16 protein-coding genes, 1 pseudogene and 1 riboswitch are annotated in these 16,843 nt (G+C 38.3%); of the genes and pseudogenes, 16 read left to right on the top strand and 1 reads right to left on the bottom strand.

Translation table 11 applies throughout. The features are described from left to right. The first annotated feature begins 72 nt into the window (after positions 1 to 72). The 14 genes and pseudogenes from PCY10_RS04955 (at position 73) to PCY10_RS04890 (ending at position 14,241) form a co-directional block, all read left to right on the top strand. Positions 73 to 1,701 carry a polysaccharide biosynthesis protein gene (locus PCY10_RS04955; protein ID WP_021003010.1) on the top strand — a complete coding sequence of 543 codons (1,629 nt, stop codon included), beginning with the start codon at positions 73 to 75 and terminating at the stop codon, positions 1,699 to 1,701. Positions 1,702 to 1,919: 218 nt separating this feature from the next. Further along, positions 1,920 to 2,048: a hypothetical protein gene (locus PCY10_RS04950; RefSeq protein ID WP_275426111.1), complete on the top strand. Its 129-nt coding sequence runs from the start codon at positions 1,920 to 1,922 to the stop codon at positions 2,046 to 2,048. Next, positions 2,044 to 2,378 (top strand): annotated as a pseudogene (locus PCY10_RS04945) (PLP-dependent transferase); the annotation flags it as partial. The gene PCY10_RS04950 and the pseudogene PCY10_RS04945, both read left to right, overlap by 5 nt. A 40-nt stretch (positions 2,379 to 2,418) precedes the next feature. Beyond that, positions 2,419 to 3,585 (top strand): MalY/PatB family protein, encoded by a 1,167-nt coding sequence (locus tag PCY10_RS04940; RefSeq protein WP_125412081.1) that lies wholly within the window; start codon positions 2,419 to 2,421, stop codon positions 3,583 to 3,585. Positions 3,586 to 3,653: 68 nt separating this feature from the next. Continuing rightward, positions 3,654 to 3,806: riboswitch (M-box (ykoK) riboswitch) on the top strand. Positions 3,807 to 4,066: 260 nt separating this feature from the next. Then, positions 4,067 to 6,721, top strand: coding sequence for a magnesium-translocating P-type ATPase (mgtA, locus tag PCY10_RS04935; RefSeq protein WP_102574404.1), 2,655 nt, complete (start codon positions 4,067 to 4,069; stop codon positions 6,719 to 6,721). Positions 6,722 to 6,818: 97 nt separating this feature from the next. Beyond that, entirely contained in the window at positions 6,819 to 7,448 is a 630-nt protein-coding gene (gene upp / locus PCY10_RS04930; protein WP_021003007.1) for a uracil phosphoribosyltransferase, read from the top strand. 88 nt (positions 7,449 to 7,536) lie between these two features. Continuing rightward, entirely contained in the window at positions 7,537 to 8,151 is a 615-nt protein-coding gene (locus PCY10_RS04925) for an ATP-dependent Clp protease proteolytic subunit (RefSeq protein WP_225791046.1), read from the top strand. Between the two features lie 90 nt (positions 8,152 to 8,241). Next, a complete protein-coding gene (locus PCY10_RS04920) occupies positions 8,242 to 8,511 on the top strand; it encodes a DUF2129 domain-containing protein (RefSeq protein WP_003073520.1) in 270 nt (89 codons plus the stop codon). Between the two features lie 82 nt (positions 8,512 to 8,593). After that, on the top strand, positions 8,594 to 9,757 hold the full coding sequence (locus PCY10_RS04915) for an ABC transporter substrate-binding protein (protein ID WP_021003005.1): 1,164 nt from the start codon (positions 8,594 to 8,596) through the stop codon (positions 9,755 to 9,757). A gap of 383 nt (positions 9,758 to 10,140) precedes the next feature. Next, a complete protein-coding gene (locus PCY10_RS04910; RefSeq protein ID WP_003043257.1) occupies positions 10,141 to 11,010 on the top strand; it encodes a branched-chain amino acid ABC transporter permease in 870 nt (289 codons plus the stop codon). A gap of 3 nt (positions 11,011 to 11,013) precedes the next feature. Further along, a complete protein-coding gene (locus PCY10_RS04905) occupies positions 11,014 to 11,964 on the top strand; it encodes a branched-chain amino acid ABC transporter permease (RefSeq protein ID WP_003070047.1) in 951 nt (316 codons plus the stop codon). Next, positions 11,964 to 12,728 (top strand): ABC transporter ATP-binding protein, encoded by a 765-nt coding sequence (locus PCY10_RS04900; RefSeq protein ID WP_003070045.1) that lies wholly within the window; start codon positions 11,964 to 11,966, stop codon positions 12,726 to 12,728. Before PCY10_RS04905 ends, PCY10_RS04900 begins: the two co-directional genes overlap by 1 nt. Next, the gene (locus tag PCY10_RS04895; RefSeq protein WP_003070044.1) at positions 12,728 to 13,438 is read left to right on the top strand and encodes an ABC transporter ATP-binding protein; all 711 of its coding nucleotides are present in this window, start codon (positions 12,728 to 12,730) and stop codon (positions 13,436 to 13,438) included. The genes PCY10_RS04900 and PCY10_RS04895 overlap by 1 nt, the downstream gene beginning before the upstream one ends. Positions 13,439 to 13,584: 146 nt before the next feature. Next, positions 13,585 to 14,241: a CBS domain-containing protein gene (locus tag PCY10_RS04890; RefSeq protein WP_021003004.1), complete on the top strand. Its 657-nt coding sequence runs from the start codon at positions 13,585 to 13,587 to the stop codon at positions 14,239 to 14,241. A 55-nt stretch (positions 14,242 to 14,296) separates the two neighbouring features. Here the strand turns inward: PCY10_RS04890 and PCY10_RS04885 are convergent, their stop codons facing one another. Further along, entirely contained in the window at positions 14,297 to 15,160 is an 864-nt protein-coding gene (locus PCY10_RS04885; RefSeq protein ID WP_021003003.1) for a YitT family protein, read from the bottom strand. Between the two features lie 152 nt (positions 15,161 to 15,312). On the opposite strand from PCY10_RS04885, the gene tmk reads away from it, so the two are divergent. After that, positions 15,313 to 15,951, top strand: a complete 639-nt coding sequence (tmk, locus tag PCY10_RS04880) for a dTMP kinase (protein WP_021003002.1) — start codon at positions 15,313 to 15,315, stop codon at positions 15,949 to 15,951. Further along, positions 15,948 to 16,841 (top strand): DNA polymerase III subunit delta', encoded by an 894-nt coding sequence (locus tag PCY10_RS04875; protein WP_301558929.1) that lies wholly within the window; start codon positions 15,948 to 15,950, stop codon positions 16,839 to 16,841. The genes tmk and PCY10_RS04875 overlap by 4 nt, the downstream gene beginning before the upstream one ends. Positions 16,842 to 16,843: the final 2 nt, after the last annotated feature.

The following is a 16,843-nucleotide window of genomic DNA, read 5'->3' as shown; positions in this document are numbered from 1 at the left end:
ACTTAATGAGGAGGTTTTACAAGTGTAAAGGAAAAGTTTATAATAAGATAAGACTACTTTTAGAGGTTATGTATGGACCAACAAACAACAACTCAACAAAAACAAATGCTTCTAGGGACAGCTTGGTTGACAGCAAGTAACTTTATCAGCCGTTTTTTAGGGGCGATTTATATCATTCCTTGGTATATCTGGATGGGCAAACATGGTGCAGAAGCTAATGGCTTGTTTACAATGGGCTATAATATTTATGCTTGGTTTCTTCTGATTTCCACAGCAGGCGTACCTGTTGCGGTCGCTAAGCAAGTTGCGAAATACAACACAATGGATCAAAAGGATCATAGTTTTACGCTCATTCGTGAATTTTTGAAATTTATGCTCTTGTTGGGAGTCATTTTTGCAGTGGTGATGTATCTCTTATCACCTTTCTTTGCGCATGTATCAGGCGTTGGGAAAGAACTTATTCCTGTCATGCAAAGCCTATCTTGGGCAGTACTGGTATTCCCAGCTATGAGTGTTATCCGTGGCTTTTTCCAGGGATTTAACAATTTAAAACCATATGCAATCAGTCAAATTGCTGAGCAGGTGATTCGTGTTATTTGGATGTTGCTTGCAACTTTCTTTATCATGAAATGGGGCTCTAAAGATTATGTTGTAGCAGTTACTCAATCAACATTTGCGGCTTTTATTGGAATGTTCGCTAGTATGGCGGTTTTGATTTATTTCCTCTGGAAAGCGAATTTGCTGTCATCCATTCTGCATAAGCCAGTGTCAAGCACTAACATTAACAGTCGTGCTCTTTTAGTGGATACGATTCGGGAAGCTATTCCGTTTATTATCACTGGTTCTGCTATTCAGCTTTTCCAGATTATTGACCAAGTAACTTTTATCAATGTTATGAAATGGTTCACGAACTATACGAATTCTCAGCTGGTGGTTATGTTTAGCTATTTCTCTGCTAATCCCAATAAAATTACGATGATTTTGATTGCGGTAGCAACTTCTATTGGGGGTGTAGGAATTCCACTGCTAACAGAAAACTATGTCAAAGGTGATTTGAAGTCTGCAGCACGTCTTGTTCAAGATAACTTAAGTATGTTACTGTTATTTCTCTTACCAGCAACAATTGGCTCTGTCTTAGTGGCGCGTCCATTATACACAATTTTTTATGGGAAACCTGATCGTTTAGCTTTAGGTTTGTTCATTTTTGCTATGTTACAGACAGTTATTTTAGGCATTTATACTGTTTTATCGCCAATGATTCAAGCGCTTTTCCAAAATCGCAAAGCTATTATCTATTTTGGCTATGGAGTTCTTGTTAAGCTTATTTTGCAAATTCCATTTATTTATTTATTCAGAGCATATGGTCCACTTCTTGCAACGACAGTCGGATTGATTGTTCCAATTGTTTTGATGTACCAACACATTCGCCAAGTAACAGGACTCAATCAAAGAATTCTCGTTAAACGGAGTTTATTGATAGGGATTTTAACTGCTATCATGTCTCTTTTAATTGCTATTGTGGAAGTGGTACTGGGAGTCGTCTTTCATCCAAATGGACGCATTTCTAGCATGCTTTATTTAATTATGATTGGTGGTCTGGGAATTATCATTTATGGAGCAATGGCTTTGCGGGTTCGCTTGTTAGACCGATTTATTGGTGAAAAAGCTCAATCTTTACGTGAAAAATTTCATATTCATTAAAAGGCCGTAAGGCTTTTTTATGTTGTAGAAAATTTATAACATTTACGTTATAATGGAAATAGCTATTCTGGCGATAAACTTCCATCAGCTACTGTAATTTAAAACTATATCTGGCTCTTGAAAAGAATAAAACCCACTACTTTCCGTAAGATGTTACAATCGAATCACTTACAAATGATAAAGTTGATTGCTTTTCTTGTGTTCTTATAGAGGTTATGATGGATAAAAAATTACAATTAGATACATTATTAACTCATGCTGGTATTAAAACAGATGAAGTAATAGGTGTCTTGACAGCTCTCCTTTGTTTAGATGGCCACAATGATATTTTAGTAGGAGCTGTATGAAAATCTATACTTCAATCTCAATATGACGGGAGCTGTTTTATCTCCATTTGATAGTTATCTTTTGCTTTTTGGGGGTGAAAACCTTGTCTCTTCGTATAGAGCGTTCTACAAAAATGCACAAACCGAGAAAGAGTGGCATGATTTCCTTTAAAGTAAAAGATGAAACAGACTTTCGTATCTGCTAATAGGCTACAAGTCTTTATCTTTGCAGAAAGTTTGATTACTTATCCTGCGGCCCAAACATATGTAGATATTCCAACAGCCGTGTGGTAAGCCCATGGCTTAACAGATGAATTGTTACGTTTAGCCATTGGAATTGAGGATAGCTGAGATTTGATAACAGATTTAACATTTGCTTTGGAGGTATAATATGAGCAAATACAATTTTCAAACAGCCCCAAATCGCTTATCTCATCACGCTTATAAGTGGAAAGAGACAGAGAATGATCCTCAACTACTGCCAGCATGGATTGCAGATATGGACTTTGAAGTCATGCCTGAAGTAAAAAATGCGATTCATAAGTATGCAGAACAGTTGGTTTATGGCTATACGTATGCAAGTGATGAGCTACTCCAAGCAGTGCTGGATTGGGAAAAGAATGAACATCAGTATTCGTTTGATAAGGACGCTGTTGTCTTTGTGGAGGGAGTTGTACCATCTATCTCTATTGCAATCCAGGCTTTTACAAAAGAAGGAGAAGCTGTTTTAATCAATTCTCCTGTCTATCCGCCTTTCGCCCGTAGTGTCCAGTTAAATCATCGAAAATTAGTATCCAATTCTCTCAAGGAGGAAAATGGACTGTTTCAAATTGATTTTGAACAATTAGAAAAAGATCTTATTGAAAACCATGTGAAATTGTATCTTCTTTGTAATCCGCACAATCCAGGGGGACGTGTTTGGGAAAGGGAAGTTTTAGAACAGATAGGTCATCTTTGTCAAAAACACCATGTTATCTTGGTATCAGATGAAATTCATCAAGACTTGACCTTGTTTGGCCATGAACATGTTTCCTTTAATACTGTTTCACCGGATTTTAAAGACTTTGCTCTGGTACTTTCTAGCGCTACCAAGACTTTTAATATTGCAGGCACCAAAAATTCCTATGCCATTATTGAAAATCCTTCATTACGTACAACATTTAAACACCAGCAGCTTGTCAATAACCACCATGAAGTGTCAAGTTTAGGCTACATTGCGACAGAAACGGCCTATCGTTATGGGAAACCTTGGTTAGTGGCATTAAAAGCTGTGTTAGAAGAAAATATTCAATTTGCAGTAGAGTATTTTGCCCAAGAAGCTCCGCGTTTAAAGGTTATGAAACCACAAGGGACATATCTGATTTGGCTTGATTTCAGTGACTATGGTTTGACAGATGATGCACTCTTTACTTTATTGCATGACCAAGCAAAAGTCATTCTCAATCGGGGAAGTGATTATGGAAGTGAGGGTGAGCTGCATGCGAGACTAAATATTGCGGCGCCTAAGTCACTGGTAGAAGAGATTTGTAAGAGAATCGTGCGTTGCTTGCCCAAATAAAATAAAAAGAAATGTTCGAAAACAGTCACTTTTGGTTGACAATCGTTCTTAAGAGGAGTATAGTTAGTATGAAAAATCGGTAGGTGAGGCTACCATAGGGATACGGATGACTACCGCAAAGTAGTGGAGACACTATGCGCTGGTTAGCAGTTGAGATCGCTAAGGTTTTGACTAATGTCATTTCACTGCCCTACGGAGTTAAAGCTTGAACGGTAACACAAGACATACAGTCCTGCCATGTTTTTCATGGTAGGATTTTATCGTTTTGAGCTGATTTTTTAAAGAAAAAATGCAAGGGAAAGGGGTGGAGAATATGCCGAATGATGATCACCCGAGTCAACAGGAAAACAGTCGATTACCATATCTGAGCATTCCTCACGCTCCCTTGGAATCGACTCTAGCAAATGAATGACATCTGAGTAAAAAGGCTGTATGCAGTTATTTTGTCACTCGGATGTATCTTAGATAGAGGAGAAAATCAGTGAAAACAGCAAAAGAAAGATTAACAGATGCTCTTCGTATGTCTGTAGTGGATACGATGACATTTTTCAACACATCTAGATTGGGTTTGACAGAGGAGCAAGTAGAAGAAAATCGCGATCTATACGGTGAAAATGAATTGACCAAAGGGCAAGAAGATTCAATTGTTAAAAAAATTTATGAGTCTATTATCAACCCATTTACCGTTATTCTTTTACTCATTGCATTGGTGTCCTTGGTTACCAATGTTTGGCTGGCAAAACCAGGTCAGGAAGATCCGACAACGTTTATCATTATTGTTGTCCTTGTCTTGCTGTCTGGTAGTATTCGCTTTGTGCAAGAATTGCGGAGTGACAAAGCTGCCAGTAATCTTTCGCGTATGATTGTCAATACAGTGACAGTTGTTCGTGAGGGAAAAGAGCAAGAAATTCCGATTACAGAATTAGTGGTGGGAGATATTATCCGCTTGAGTGCAGGAGACATGTTGCCAGCAGATGTGCTAATTTTGGATTCGCGCGACTTCTTCGTACAACAGTCAGGTTTGACAGGTGAAAGTGATGCGGTTGAAAAAATGGCATTGGATAAATGTGAGATTAAAGATACAGAGAGTTTACTTGAATCTGACTCACTTGCCTTTATGGGAACCAATGTAATCTCTGGTCGTGCTAGCGCGCTTGTGCTTGTTGTTGGTGACGACACAAAAATGGGAGCTATTGAGCAAACGCTTAATACTTATGATGAACCAACTTCATTTGAACGAGAAATGAACAGTATTTCATGGTTGTTGATTCGCCTTATGTTGGTACTCGTACCTATTGTCTTTTTTATCAATGGTCTGACAGATGGGGATTGGCTAGAAGCTGGTGTATTTGCACTCAGTGTTGGTGTCGGTTTGACGCCAGAAATGCTTCCTATGGTCATCACAGCAAGCTTAGCGAAGGGTTCAATTCTTATGGCAAAAGAAAAAGTTGTCATCAAGAAACTCAATGCCATTCAAGATTTAGGAGCAATTGATATTCTTTGTACGGATAAAACAGGGACATTGACACAAGATGAGATTGTCTTGGAGTATCCACTTGATATTCATGGAGATCTTGATTTGGCTGTGCTTCGTCGGGCTTACTTAAATTCTTATTATCAAACAGGGTTAAAAAACCTGATGGATCGTGCCATTATCAATCGGACAGAAAAAGAAGCTGAAAAGCATGAAATCGTTCGCAACTTAGACCAAACTTTTAAGAAGATTGATGAATTACCTTTTGATTTTGAACGCCGTCGTATGAGTGTACTGGTTCGAGATGATGAGAATGTCGTTAGCATGGTGACAAAGGGTGCTTTAGAAGAAATGTTGGCTATTTCAAATTCTGTCGAATATAAAGGGAACATTCTTCCCTTGACAGAAGAAATCCGTCAAGAAATTTTAGCAGAAGTCGCACAGTTAAATGAGCAAGGTCTGCGTGTGCTGGGAGTCAGTTATCGTTCGGACTTGGATGCTGATTATGAATACACGGTCAAAGATGAGTCTGACATGATTCTGACAGGTTATCTTGCTTTTCTCGATCCACCAAAACCGTCAGCAGCCCCTGCTATTAAAGCATTAGCCGAGTATGGCGTAGCTACCAAAATTTTAACAGGTGACAATGAAAAAGTTACAGAAGCAGTTTGTGAGAAGGTTGGCTTAGATGCAAAGAACATCTTGCTAGGCTCTATGATTGAAACGATGTCGGATGAAGAATTGAGCAGAGTTGTTGAAACCACAACTGTTTTTGCTAAATTATCGCCTGACCAAAAGGCGCGCATCATTTTACAATTGAAAGCAAACGGGCACAAGGTTGGTTATATGGGTGATGGAATCAATGATGCTCCTTCTATGAAAGTAGCTGATGTAGGTATTTCAGTTGATACAGCTGTTGATATTGCAAAAGAAACAGCTGATGTTATTCTGTTAGACAAAGACTTATTAGTGCTTGAAAAAGGCTTGGTGGAAGGTCGCAAAGTCTATGCCAACATGACCAAGTACATCAAGATGACAGTGAGTTCCAACTTCGGAAATATCTTTTCTTTGCTAATCTCAAGTATTTTCTTACCATTTTTGCCCATGGCACCAATTCATTTGATTGTGTTGAATTTGGTCTATGACATTTCTTGTATCGCTTTACCATTTGACAATGTAGATCGTGAATTTTTGCAAAAGCCTCGCATTTGGAGTGCAAAATCCATTACTCGCTTCATGGCCTGGATTGGTCCAATTAGTTCTATTTTTGACTGTACAACCTTTTTAATTTTGTTCTTTATCATTGCACCAATGATAACAGGATCTGTTTATCATCATGGTATGTCTAGTAATTTCATTACGATTTTCCAAACAGGTTGGTTTATTGAGTCCATGTGGACGCAAACGATGGTTATCTATATGTTGCGCTCACCCAAGTTACCATTTATTCAAAGTAGACCAGCTTTATCTGTAGTCATGACCACTCTAGCGGCAGTCTTCTTTGTGACTTTATTGCCGTATGGCCCTTTTGCAAATCTTTTAAAGGTTTCTCCACTAAATGGTACTTATTTCTTATTCTTAATGATCATCATGGCTTTGTATATGATAAGTGTCACATTTGTGAAACATCTTTATATTAAGAAATATCATGAATGGTTATGAATCATTATCGATCTTTGAAAAGGCTTGTTTATTATAAGCCTTTTTTATGTTTTTTTGTTATAATAAGAAGAATAAATTGAAAGAAGGAACACCAATCATGGAAAAATTTCAAGTGATCGCACATCCGCTCATTCAGCATAAATTGTCTATCTTACGCCGTACAGATACATCTACCAAGGCTTTTCGTGAGCTAGTAAATGAAATTGCTATGCTAATGGGTTATGAAGTTTTACGTGACTTACCATTAGAAGATGTGGAAATTGAAACACCCATTACAAAGACAGTTCAAAAACAACTAGCTGGTAAAAAATTAGCTATTGTCCCAATCTTACGTGCAGGTATTGGTATGGTAGATGGTCTTTTGAGTCTTGTACCAGCTGCTAAAGTCGGACATATTGGAATGTATCGTGATGAAGAAACTTTGAAACCAGTTGAATACCTTGTGAAATTACCGGAAGATATTATCCAACGTCAAATTTTCGTGGTGGATCCGATGTTAGCAACAGGTGGCTCAGCTATTTTAGCTATTGATTCACTGAAAAAACGTGGAGCACACAATATTAAATTTGTCTGTCTTGTTTCGGCTCCAGAAGGCGTGAAAGCTTTACAAGAAGCTCACCCAGACGTAGAAATCTTTACGGCAGCCCTTGATGATCACTTGAATGAAAATGGCTACATCGTTCCAGGATTGGGAGATGCAGGAGATCGTCTTTTTGGTACAAAATAATAAGTTTTATGTTTGACCTTTTTTGACCAAAAGGCTATAATAGTCTCATATTTGAAAAATCTTACTAAGAATTGTTGGTCAGATTAAAATATCAGATGAAAAGGAGAATACAATGATTCCTGTAGTTATTGAACAAACAAGCCGTGGGGAACGCTCGTACGATATTTACTCACGTCTTTTAAAAGATCGCATTATTATGCTAACTGGAGCAGTTGAAGACAACATGGCCAATTCTATTATTGCCCAACTGCTTTTCCTAGATGCCCAAGATAGTACAAAGGATATTTATCTTTATATCAATACGCCAGGAGGTTCTGTATCGGCGGGTCTAGCGATTGTCGATACAATGAACTTCATCAAATCAGATGTTCAAACAATTGTCATGGGAATGGCTGCGTCCATGGGAACAATCATCGCTTCAAGTGGTGCTAAAGGCAAACGCTTTATGTTGCCAAATGCAGAGTACATGATTCACCAACCAATGGGTGGAACAGGTGGCGGTACGCAACAAACCGATATGGCGATTGCTGCTGAACATTTGCTGAAAACTCGAAACAATTTGGAAAAAATTCTTGCAGATAACTCTGGTAAGACCGTTAAGCAAGTTCATAAAGATGCTGAACGTGACTACTGGATGAGTGCTCAAGAAACACTAGATTATGGTTTCATTGATGAAATCATGGCAAATAACAATTTGAACTAATGCTCTATTTGCTATTATCTGAAAAAAATGTCCTCTGATGGGCATTTTTTTGATATACTTATAAATGAAAAAATATTAGAAAGAAAACTCATGTTTAAAAAAGAAGAACGAACAGGTATCATTGTCTATTTATATTATAATCGTGACATAAAAAGAATTGCGTCCATTGGTGATATTGTCTATCATTCCAAAAAGCATCGTTATCTCCAGTTGTATGTGGATACTGCGCAAGTAGATGGTATTGTTGAGAAACTATCTAAGGAAAAATATGTCAAACAAGTACGGGTTTGTCATATTCAAGAATTGGATACAGACTTCGTTGGAAGTTTGTTTAGAGAGAAGGAAAACGTAAACATGTAAAAAAATTCTGTTGACTACTTGACAATTGTCAGATAATTCGGTATATTCTTAACATATTATTTTGAAACAAGGAGTTAAGAATATGAAAAAGAGAATTGCGCTATCATTTGTTGCTCTTGCAAGCGTTGCTCTTCTTGCCGCTTGTGGGGAAGTGAAGTCAGGTGGATCTAATGCAACAGGTACAAAAGTTGCTGATAAGACTATTAAAATTGGATTCAACTTTGAAGAGACAGGCGCAACAGCTGCTTATGGTACAGCCGAGCAAAAAGGCGCTCAGCTTGCAGTTGAAGAAATCAATAAAGCAGGTGGTATTGACGGAAAAAAACTAGAAGTAGTGGACAAAGATAATAAATCTGAAACAGCAGAAGCTGCTTCTGTAACGACCAACTTAGTAACCCAATCGAAAGTCAATGCAGTTGTAGGACCTGCGACTTCTGGTGCAACGGCAGCAGCTGTTTCTAATGCGACAAAAGCAGGTGTACCCTTGATTTCACCTAGTGCTACTCAAGATGGCTTGACAAAAAATCAAGAGTATTTATTCATTGGGACTTTCCAGGATAGCTTCCAAGGTAAAATCATTTCTAAATATGTGACAGAAAAGTTAAAAGCGAAAAAAGTTGTGCTTTATACAGATAACTCAAGTGATTATGCCAAAGGTATCGCAAAAGCTTTCCGAAGCGCCTATAAAGGCAAAATTGTTGCGGATGAAAAATTCGTCGCTGGTGATACGGACTTCCAAGCAGCTTTGACCAAGATGAAAGGGAAAGATTTTGATGCAATTGTCATCCCTGGTTACTATACTGAAGCTGGTAAAATTGTCAATCAAGCGCGTGGTATGGGAATTGATAAACCAATCGTTGGTGGTGATGGCTTTAATGGTGAGGAATTTGTCCAACAAGCAACTCCAGCCAAAGCCTCAAATATCTACTACATCTCAGGTTTTTCTTCGACAGTTGATGTCTCAGCGAAAGCTAAGAAATTCCTAGAAGCTTACAAGGCTAAATACAACAATGAAGAACCTTCAACATTTGCAGCGCTAGCATATGATTCTGTTTATCTTGTTGCTAATGCTGCCAAAGGTGCGAAAACATCTGTTGACATTAAAAACAATATGGCTAAGACAAAGAATTTTGAAGGTGTAACAGGTGATACCAGCTTTGACAAGCATCATAACACTGTAAAAACAGCCTTTATGATGACCATGAATAATGGGAAAGTCACAGCAGCTGAAACAGTTAAGCCATAATCTTTCATAAAGAACTGCTTAAAATATATTTTATAGTGTATAGAAGAGTAACTATTTATGGTGGACATCGTAGATAGTTACTTCTCTTTATATGGGTTAAAAGAGATAGTTAGGATAGATATCTTAGTGTTAAGAATGTAGCTCATTATGATTTGTAAGATAGAGTAACTGCTAGCTCTGTCTTAAATTGTTTAACATCAATCAGCTATAAGGTGAGGAAAAGGAACTGACGATTTCTTTTGCTCAAACTTGGAATAGAGAGTAAGGAGAACCAATTTCTTTGAAACCGCAACTTACTCACTCTTTTTTTGCGATAGGATAAGAAAGATGTGAATCACCACATCATCCTTTCATCGATATTATATTTAGAAAGTGTGGTGGCCATGCTCCAACAACTTGTTAATGGTCTAATTTTAGGGAGCGTCTATGCTTTGCTCGCTCTCGGCTATACTATGGTTTATGGAATTATCAAACTCATCAATTTCGCTCATGGAGATATTTACATGATGGGTGCTTTTATGGGGTATTTCTTGATAAATTCCCTTCATCTTAATTTTTTCCTTGCCTTAATCTTGGCAATGATTGGGACAGCGGCTTTAGGCGTACTAGTCGAATTTTTGGCTTATCGCCCGTTGAGAAATTCGACTCGAATTGCAGCTTTGATTACTGCAATTGGTGTTTCGTTTTTCTTGGAGTACGTGATGGTGTATTTTGTAGGAGCCAATACTCGTTCGTTCCCCCAAGTGATTGAAACGGTTCGTTATAGTTTTGGACCGATTAGTCTCACCAATATCCAATTAATGATTTTGGCTGTTTCCCTAATTTTAATGGTGTTGTTACAAGTCATCGTTCAAAAAACAAAAATGGGAAAAGCCATGCGGGCAGTTTCGGTCGATAGCGATGCGGCGCAACTAATGGGAATTAATGTCAATCGTACGATTAGTTTCACTTTTGCTTTGGGCTCGGCTTTGGCAGGAGCGGCAGGTGTGCTCATTGCGCTTTATTATAATTCCCTTGAACCATTGATGGGAATGACTCCAGGGCTGAAATCGTTTGTTGCCGCAGTTCTTGGTGGGATTGGCATTATCCCTGGAGCAGCATTAGGAGGCTTTGTCATTGGTTTGTTAGAAACCTTTGCAACAGCCTTTGGTATGTCAGATTTCCGTGATGCGATTGTGTATGGTATTTTAATCTTAATTTTACTCGTTCGTCCTGCAGGGATTCTTGGTAAGAATGTGAAAGAGAAGGTGTAAGCTATGAAGAAGAATTTAAAAATAAATATTTTATGGTTTGTTCTCCTTCTTGCTGGGTATGGGTTGATTACCTTGCTTGCTAGTGCAGGAGTTTTGAATGATTTTTATCTACAAATCTTACAACAAATTGGTATTAACATCATTTTGGCAGTAGGTTTAAATTTGATTGTTGGCTTTTCAGGTCAATTTTCTCTGGGACATGCTGGATTTATGGCAATTGGCGCCTATGCAGCTGCGATTATTGGCTCGAAATCAGCTACTTATCCGGCCTTTTTTGCAGCTATGGTATTAGGAGCGTTGATTGCAGGAACAGTAGCTTTGATTGTCGGGATTCCTACTCTTCGCTTGAAAGGTGATTATTTAGCGATTGCAACGCTTGGGGTCTCTGAAATCATTCGCATTTTAATCATTAACGGTGGTGATTTGACCAATGGAGCTGCGGGTATCTTGGGTATTCCTGCCTTTACCAATTGGCAAATGGTATATTTCTTTGTAGTTATTACAACTATTTTGACCATCAATTTTTTGCGGAGTCCAATTGGACGAGCAACCTTATCAGTTCGTGAAGATGAAATCGCGGCAGAATCTGTAGGGGTCAACACTACTAAAATTAAAGTGGTTGCGTTTGTCTTCGGAGCTATAACAGCTAGTATTGCAGGCTCACTTCAGGCTGGATTTATTGGTTCAGTTGTGCCGAAAGATTATACCTTCATCAATAGTATCAATGTCTTGATTATCGTGGTCTTTGGTGGTCTTGGTTCTATGACAGGTACTATTGTTGCAGCAATTCTCTTAGGTATCTTAAACATGGTGCTACAAAATGTGGCAAGTATTCGTATGATTATTTACTCTCTTGCTTTGATTTTAGTGATGATTTTCCGACCAGGTGGACTTCTTGGTACTTGGGAATTGAACTTCTCACGCTTCTTTAAAAATGATAAGGAGGTCAACTAATGGCGCTTCTTGATGTAAAAAATCTAACAAAAAATTTCGGCGGGCTGACCGCTGTTGGTGATGTAACCTTAGAGCTGAATGATGGGGAATTAGTCGGTCTCATTGGCCCAAACGGTGCAGGGAAAACAACGTTGTTCAACTTGTTAACAGGTGTTTATGAACCAAGTGAGGGAAGTGTGACCTTGGATGGCCATTTGATCAATGGTAAGGCTCCTTATAAGATTGCTTCGTTAGGGCTTAGTCGCACATTCCAAAATATTCGATTATTTAAGGATTTGACAGTGCTAGATAATGTCCTGATTGCTTTTGGAAATCATCACAAAGCACATGTATTTGCTAGCTTCTTTCGTTTGCCAGCTTTCTATAAAAATGAGGCAGCATTGCGTGAGAAAGCTCTCAAATTACTGAAAATTTTTGACTTAGACGGAGAAGCAGAAACTCTTGCTAAAAATTTAGCTTACGGACAGCAGCGGCGGCTGGAAATTGTGCGTGCTCTAGCAACAGAACCCAAAATTCTCTTTTTAGATGAGCCTGCTGCGGGAATGAATCCGCAGGAAACAGCGGAATTGACAGAGTTAATCCGTCGTATTAAAAATGAATTTCAAATTACAATTATGTTGATTGAGCACGATATGAGCCTCGTCATGGAAGTAACCGAGCGAATCTATGTATTAGAATATGGTCGGTTGATTGCACATGGGACTCCTGATGAGATTAAAAATGATAAACGTGTTATCGAAGCTTATCTGGGAGGTGGAGCCTAATGTCTATGCTAAAAGTTGAGAATCTTTCTGTCCATTATGGCATGATTCAGGCAGTCCGAGATGTCAGTTTTGAAGTCAATGAAGGAGAAGTTGTTTCTCTTATTGGTGCAAATGGTGCTGGAAAAACGACGATTCTGCGGACAATTTCAGGACTGGTTCGTCCAAGTTCAGGAAAAATTGAGTTTTTAGGAAATGAAATTCAGAAAGTTCCTGCTCAGAAAATTGTGGCGGCAGGACTGTCTCAGGTACCGGAAGGACGCCATGTATTCTCAGGTTTGACCGTTATGGAAAATCTGGAAATGGGTGCCTTTCTGAAAACAAATCGTGATGAAAATCAAGCAAATCTAAAGAAAGTTTTTTCACGTTTTCCGCGTTTGGAAGAGCGTAAGAATCAAGATGCTGCAACTCTTTCTGGAGGTGAGCAGCAGATGCTTGCTATGGGACGGGCTCTCATGTCTACTCCTAAACTCTTGCTTTTAGATGAGCCCTCAATGGGATTGGCTCCTCTTTTCATCCAAGAAATTTTTGATATTATTCAAGATATTCAAAAGCAAGGTACAACTGTTTTATTGATTGAGCAAAATGCTAATAAAGCGCTCTCGATTGCTGACCGTGGCTACGTTTTAGAAACAGGAAACATTGTCTTGTCTGGTACAGGAAAAGAATTGCTCGCTTCTGATGAAGTTCGCAAAGCTTATCTTGGTGGGTGAAACGAGGAAAAAAGAAGTGGTTTTCTGCTTCTTTTTTAGTCACTAATTTGTTATTGGAAAGCGGAACAATGACTTTGAAAGCGTTTGAAATAAGCTGAAAAATACAGTATAATAGAACTGAAAATTAGAGATAAAGGAGAATTTCCATGGCTGTTAAAGATTTTATGACACGAAAAGTAATATACATTAGTCCAGATACGACAGTGGCACATGCGGCAGATATCATGCGGGCGCAGGAACTTCATCGACTTCCTGTTATTGAAAATGACCAATTGGTCGGTTTGGTGACTGAAGGAACGATTGCAGAAGCAAGTCCTTCAAAAGCAACAAGTTTGTCTATTTATGAGATGAATTATTTGTTAAACAAGACCAAAATCAAAGATATCATGATTCGTGATGTGGTGACAGTGTCGCAATTTGCTAGCTTGGAAGATGCAACTTATTTAATGTTAAAAAACAAGATTGGAATTTTACCAGTTGTGGATAATCAACAAGTTTATGGTGTCATTACAGATCGTGATGTTTTTAGAGCCTTTCTGGAAATTGCTGGCTATGGAGAAGAAGGCATCCGTGTTCGCTTCATTACAGAAGATGAAGTCGGTGTGTTGGAAAAAATTGTGCATTTAATTGTTGAAGAAAATCTTAATATCTCTAATGCTGTCAATATTCCACGAAAAGATGGGAAAGTTGTTATTGAAGTGCAAATCGATGGCGATATTGATTTGCCAGCTTTGAAAGCAAAATTTGAAGATAAAGACATTCAGGTTGAGGATATAACCCGTACTTCAGCAAAAGCTTTATAGCAAAATAAAAACGCATGGAATCAGTAAAAACTGCTAGCATGCGTTTTTTTAGTTATTATCTTTGAAGCGGTTGTTTATTAGCATCTAGAGTAAAGCCTTCACCCAGGATTTCATGAGCATCTGTAATCGTAATAAAGGCACGTGGATCAACGCTATGAATTACATTTTTCATCGTTTGCATTTCGTTTCGTCCAACGACACAGTAAATGAGTTTTAAGTTGTTTTCACTATAGTAACCTTGTCCATTGATGAAAGTAACTCCGCGGCTTAGATCTTCATCGATTTTCTTTGCTAACTCTTCCGGATGATTTGTGATTACCATGAATCCTTTACCAGCATAACCGCCTTCACCAATTAAGTCAATCACTCGTGAAGCGATAAAGACAAAAATCAAGGTATAAGTCACTAAGCGAACATCTTTAAAAACAAGTACAGTGAAAATAAGGACACAGAAGTCTACAGTAAACATCAATTTTCCCATGGAGATGTTCGTATACTTGTTAGCGATTCTAGCAATGATGTCCGTACCACCAGTGGTGCCACCAGCATTGAAAACAATTCCTAGTCCAACGCCAGCAATAATCCCGGTTAGGAGCGCTACAATTACGAGATCGCCTTCAAGGTTAATCACGAAAGGAATTTTCTCAAAGATAGCCAGCCAAGCAGAGACTGCAAAGGTTCCTAAGATGCTAGAGTACAATAGCCGTGAGCCAAAGACTTTCCAGGCAATGATGAAAAGAGGAATGTTGATGATGAGATTCATCAGTGAAACGGGAATTTTAAATAGATAGTATGTAATGAGGGTCACCCCAGTCGCGCCCCCTTCATACAAATGATTTGGAATAATCAGATAATTGATGGCAAAAGCAAAAATTCCAGCTCCTAGAATAATCGTCAGATAGTTTTTAAACTTAGACATGATAACCTCCTAATAGTTTCTGTACACTCTATTGTATCAAATCTTGAAAGCTTATGTATCATTTTGAAAAAATTTTTTTAAATTTTTTCAAAATGATTTTTCTGGAGTTTTTTGTTAAAATAGAAAAGAGAAAAAAGAAGAAATGAGTTAATATGTCAAAAGGAATGTTCATCTCTTTAGAAGGACCAGACGGCGCAGGGAAATCAAGTGTTCTAGAAGCTTTGATTCCTATTTTAGAAACAAAAGGGCAGGCGTTTATCACAACGCGTGAGCCTGGTGGAGTAGCAGTTGCGGAGAAAATTCGTGATGTTATTTTGGATCCAAAACATACAGAAATCGATGAAAAAACAGAATTGCTCCTATATATAGCTAGTCGTAGGCAGCATTTAGTGGAGCGCATCGTACCAGCCTTGAACCGCGGTGAGCTTGTGTTAGTAGACCGTTTTATTGATAGTTCTGTTGCTTATCAAGGATTTGGCCGGGGATTGAAGGTCGCTGATATCGATTGGCTGAATAATTTTGCGACAGACGGTTTGAAGCCAGATTTGACTCTCTATTTTGATATTGATGTAGAGGAAGGTTTAGCCCGCATTGCTAAGAGTAAGGATAGGGGAGCAGATCGTTTAGATCGAGAAAGTGTGGAATGGCATAAACGAGTCCGTGAAGGATATTTATCTATTCTTGAAAAAGAGCCAAATCGTATGAAAAGGATTGACGCCAGTCAGCCACTTGAAAAAGTAATTTCCGATACGGTAGCAGTGCTAGCAGAGCATGTTGAGAGTCTAAGATGAAAATAGAAAAATTAGCTCAGTTACAGCCAGTCTTGTTTGAGCGTTTTGAACAAATTTTACAGCAGAATCGTCTGAATCATGCTTATCTGTTTACAGGAGCTTTCGGTAGTTTTGAGATGGCTCAATGTTTAGCACAGAGTTTATTTTGTACCAATAAAAATGGTGTCTTACCCTGTGGTGAATGCCGAAATTGTCGTTTGATTGAGGAAGAGGATTTTTCAGATGTGACGGTTGTTCGACCGATTAATCAGATTATCAAAACAGAGCGTGTTCGAGAGCTCATACGCAATTTTTCTCAGTCAGGACTTGAAAGCAGCAAACAGGTATTTATTATTTGTGATGCGGACAAAATGCATATCAATGCGGCTAATTCACTGTTAAAGGTCATCGAAGAGCCGCAAAGTGAAGTGTATATTTTTTTACTGACAGCAGATGAAAACCTTATTTTGCCGACCATTAAAAGTCGAGCGCAGCGATTTTATTTTCCAAAAAATAAAGCATATTTGTTTGAGAAATTAGAACAAGCTGGAGTGATGAAGACGCAAGCAGAATTGTTGACAGTTTACAGTCAGACGGAAGAAGAGGCTATGCGTTTGGCAGCTAGTTCATCATTTTTTGAACTAGTTAATGAATGTGAATGTCTTGTATCTTTTTGCTTGAATCAAAAAGCAATCGCCTATTTGCAGGTTGCGAAGTTAGCTAGTCTGGCTGATGATAAGGAAAGGCAAGGACAGGCTTTGAAGGTGCTGGAAATTTTATTTGCTAAAGAGATGGAAACAGAGTGTGGACGCTATTACTTAGACGGTATATTTACAGCGAGGAAAATGTGGCAAGCAAATGTTAGTTTTCAAAATGCACTCGAATATATGGTGTTACAAGAAAGAATCTGATG

Source organism: Streptococcus sp. SI1 (assembly GCF_030439945.1).
GTDB lineage: Bacteria > Bacillota > Bacilli > Lactobacillales > Streptococcaceae > Streptococcus > Streptococcus intermedius.
This window is presented reverse-complemented; position numbering and strand designations above follow the sequence as displayed.

Bases quoted from the DNA above. Each gene is read 5' to 3' on its own strand.
- PCY10_RS04950 (WP_275426111.1), top strand. From the start codon at position 1,920: ATGGATAAAAAATTACAATTAGATACATTATTAACTCATGCTGGTATT.
- PCY10_RS04910 (WP_003043257.1), top strand. From the start codon at position 10,141: ATGCTCCAACAACTTGTTAATGGTCTAATTTTAGGGAGCGTCTATGCT.
- PCY10_RS04920 (WP_003073520.1), top strand. From the start codon at position 8,242: ATGTTTAAAAAAGAAGAACGAACAGGTATCATTGTCTATTTATATTAT.
- PCY10_RS04885 (WP_021003003.1), bottom strand. From the start codon at position 15,160: ATGTCTAAGTTTAAAAACTATCTGACGATTATTCTAGGAGCTGGAATT.
- upp (WP_021003007.1), top strand. From the start codon at position 6,819: ATGGAAAAATTTCAAGTGATCGCACATCCGCTCATTCAGCATAAATTG.
- PCY10_RS04940 (WP_125412081.1), top strand. From the start codon at position 2,419: ATGAGCAAATACAATTTTCAAACAGCCCCAAATCGCTTATCTCATCAC.
- PCY10_RS04875 (WP_301558929.1), top strand. From the start codon at position 15,948: ATGAAAATAGAAAAATTAGCTCAGTTACAGCCAGTCTTGTTTGAGCGT.
- PCY10_RS04890 (WP_021003004.1), top strand. From the start codon at position 13,585: ATGGCTGTTAAAGATTTTATGACACGAAAAGTAATATACATTAGTCCA.
- PCY10_RS04955 (WP_021003010.1), top strand. From the start codon at position 73: ATGGACCAACAAACAACAACTCAACAAAAACAAATGCTTCTAGGGACA.
- tmk (WP_021003002.1), top strand. From the start codon at position 15,313: ATGTCAAAAGGAATGTTCATCTCTTTAGAAGGACCAGACGGCGCAGGG.
- PCY10_RS04915 (WP_021003005.1), top strand. From the start codon at position 8,594: ATGAAAAAGAGAATTGCGCTATCATTTGTTGCTCTTGCAAGCGTTGCT.
- PCY10_RS04900 (WP_003070045.1), top strand. From the start codon at position 11,964: ATGGCGCTTCTTGATGTAAAAAATCTAACAAAAAATTTCGGCGGGCTG.
- PCY10_RS04905 (WP_003070047.1), top strand. From the start codon at position 11,014: ATGAAGAAGAATTTAAAAATAAATATTTTATGGTTTGTTCTCCTTCTT.
- PCY10_RS04895 (WP_003070044.1), top strand. From the start codon at position 12,728: ATGTCTATGCTAAAAGTTGAGAATCTTTCTGTCCATTATGGCATGATT.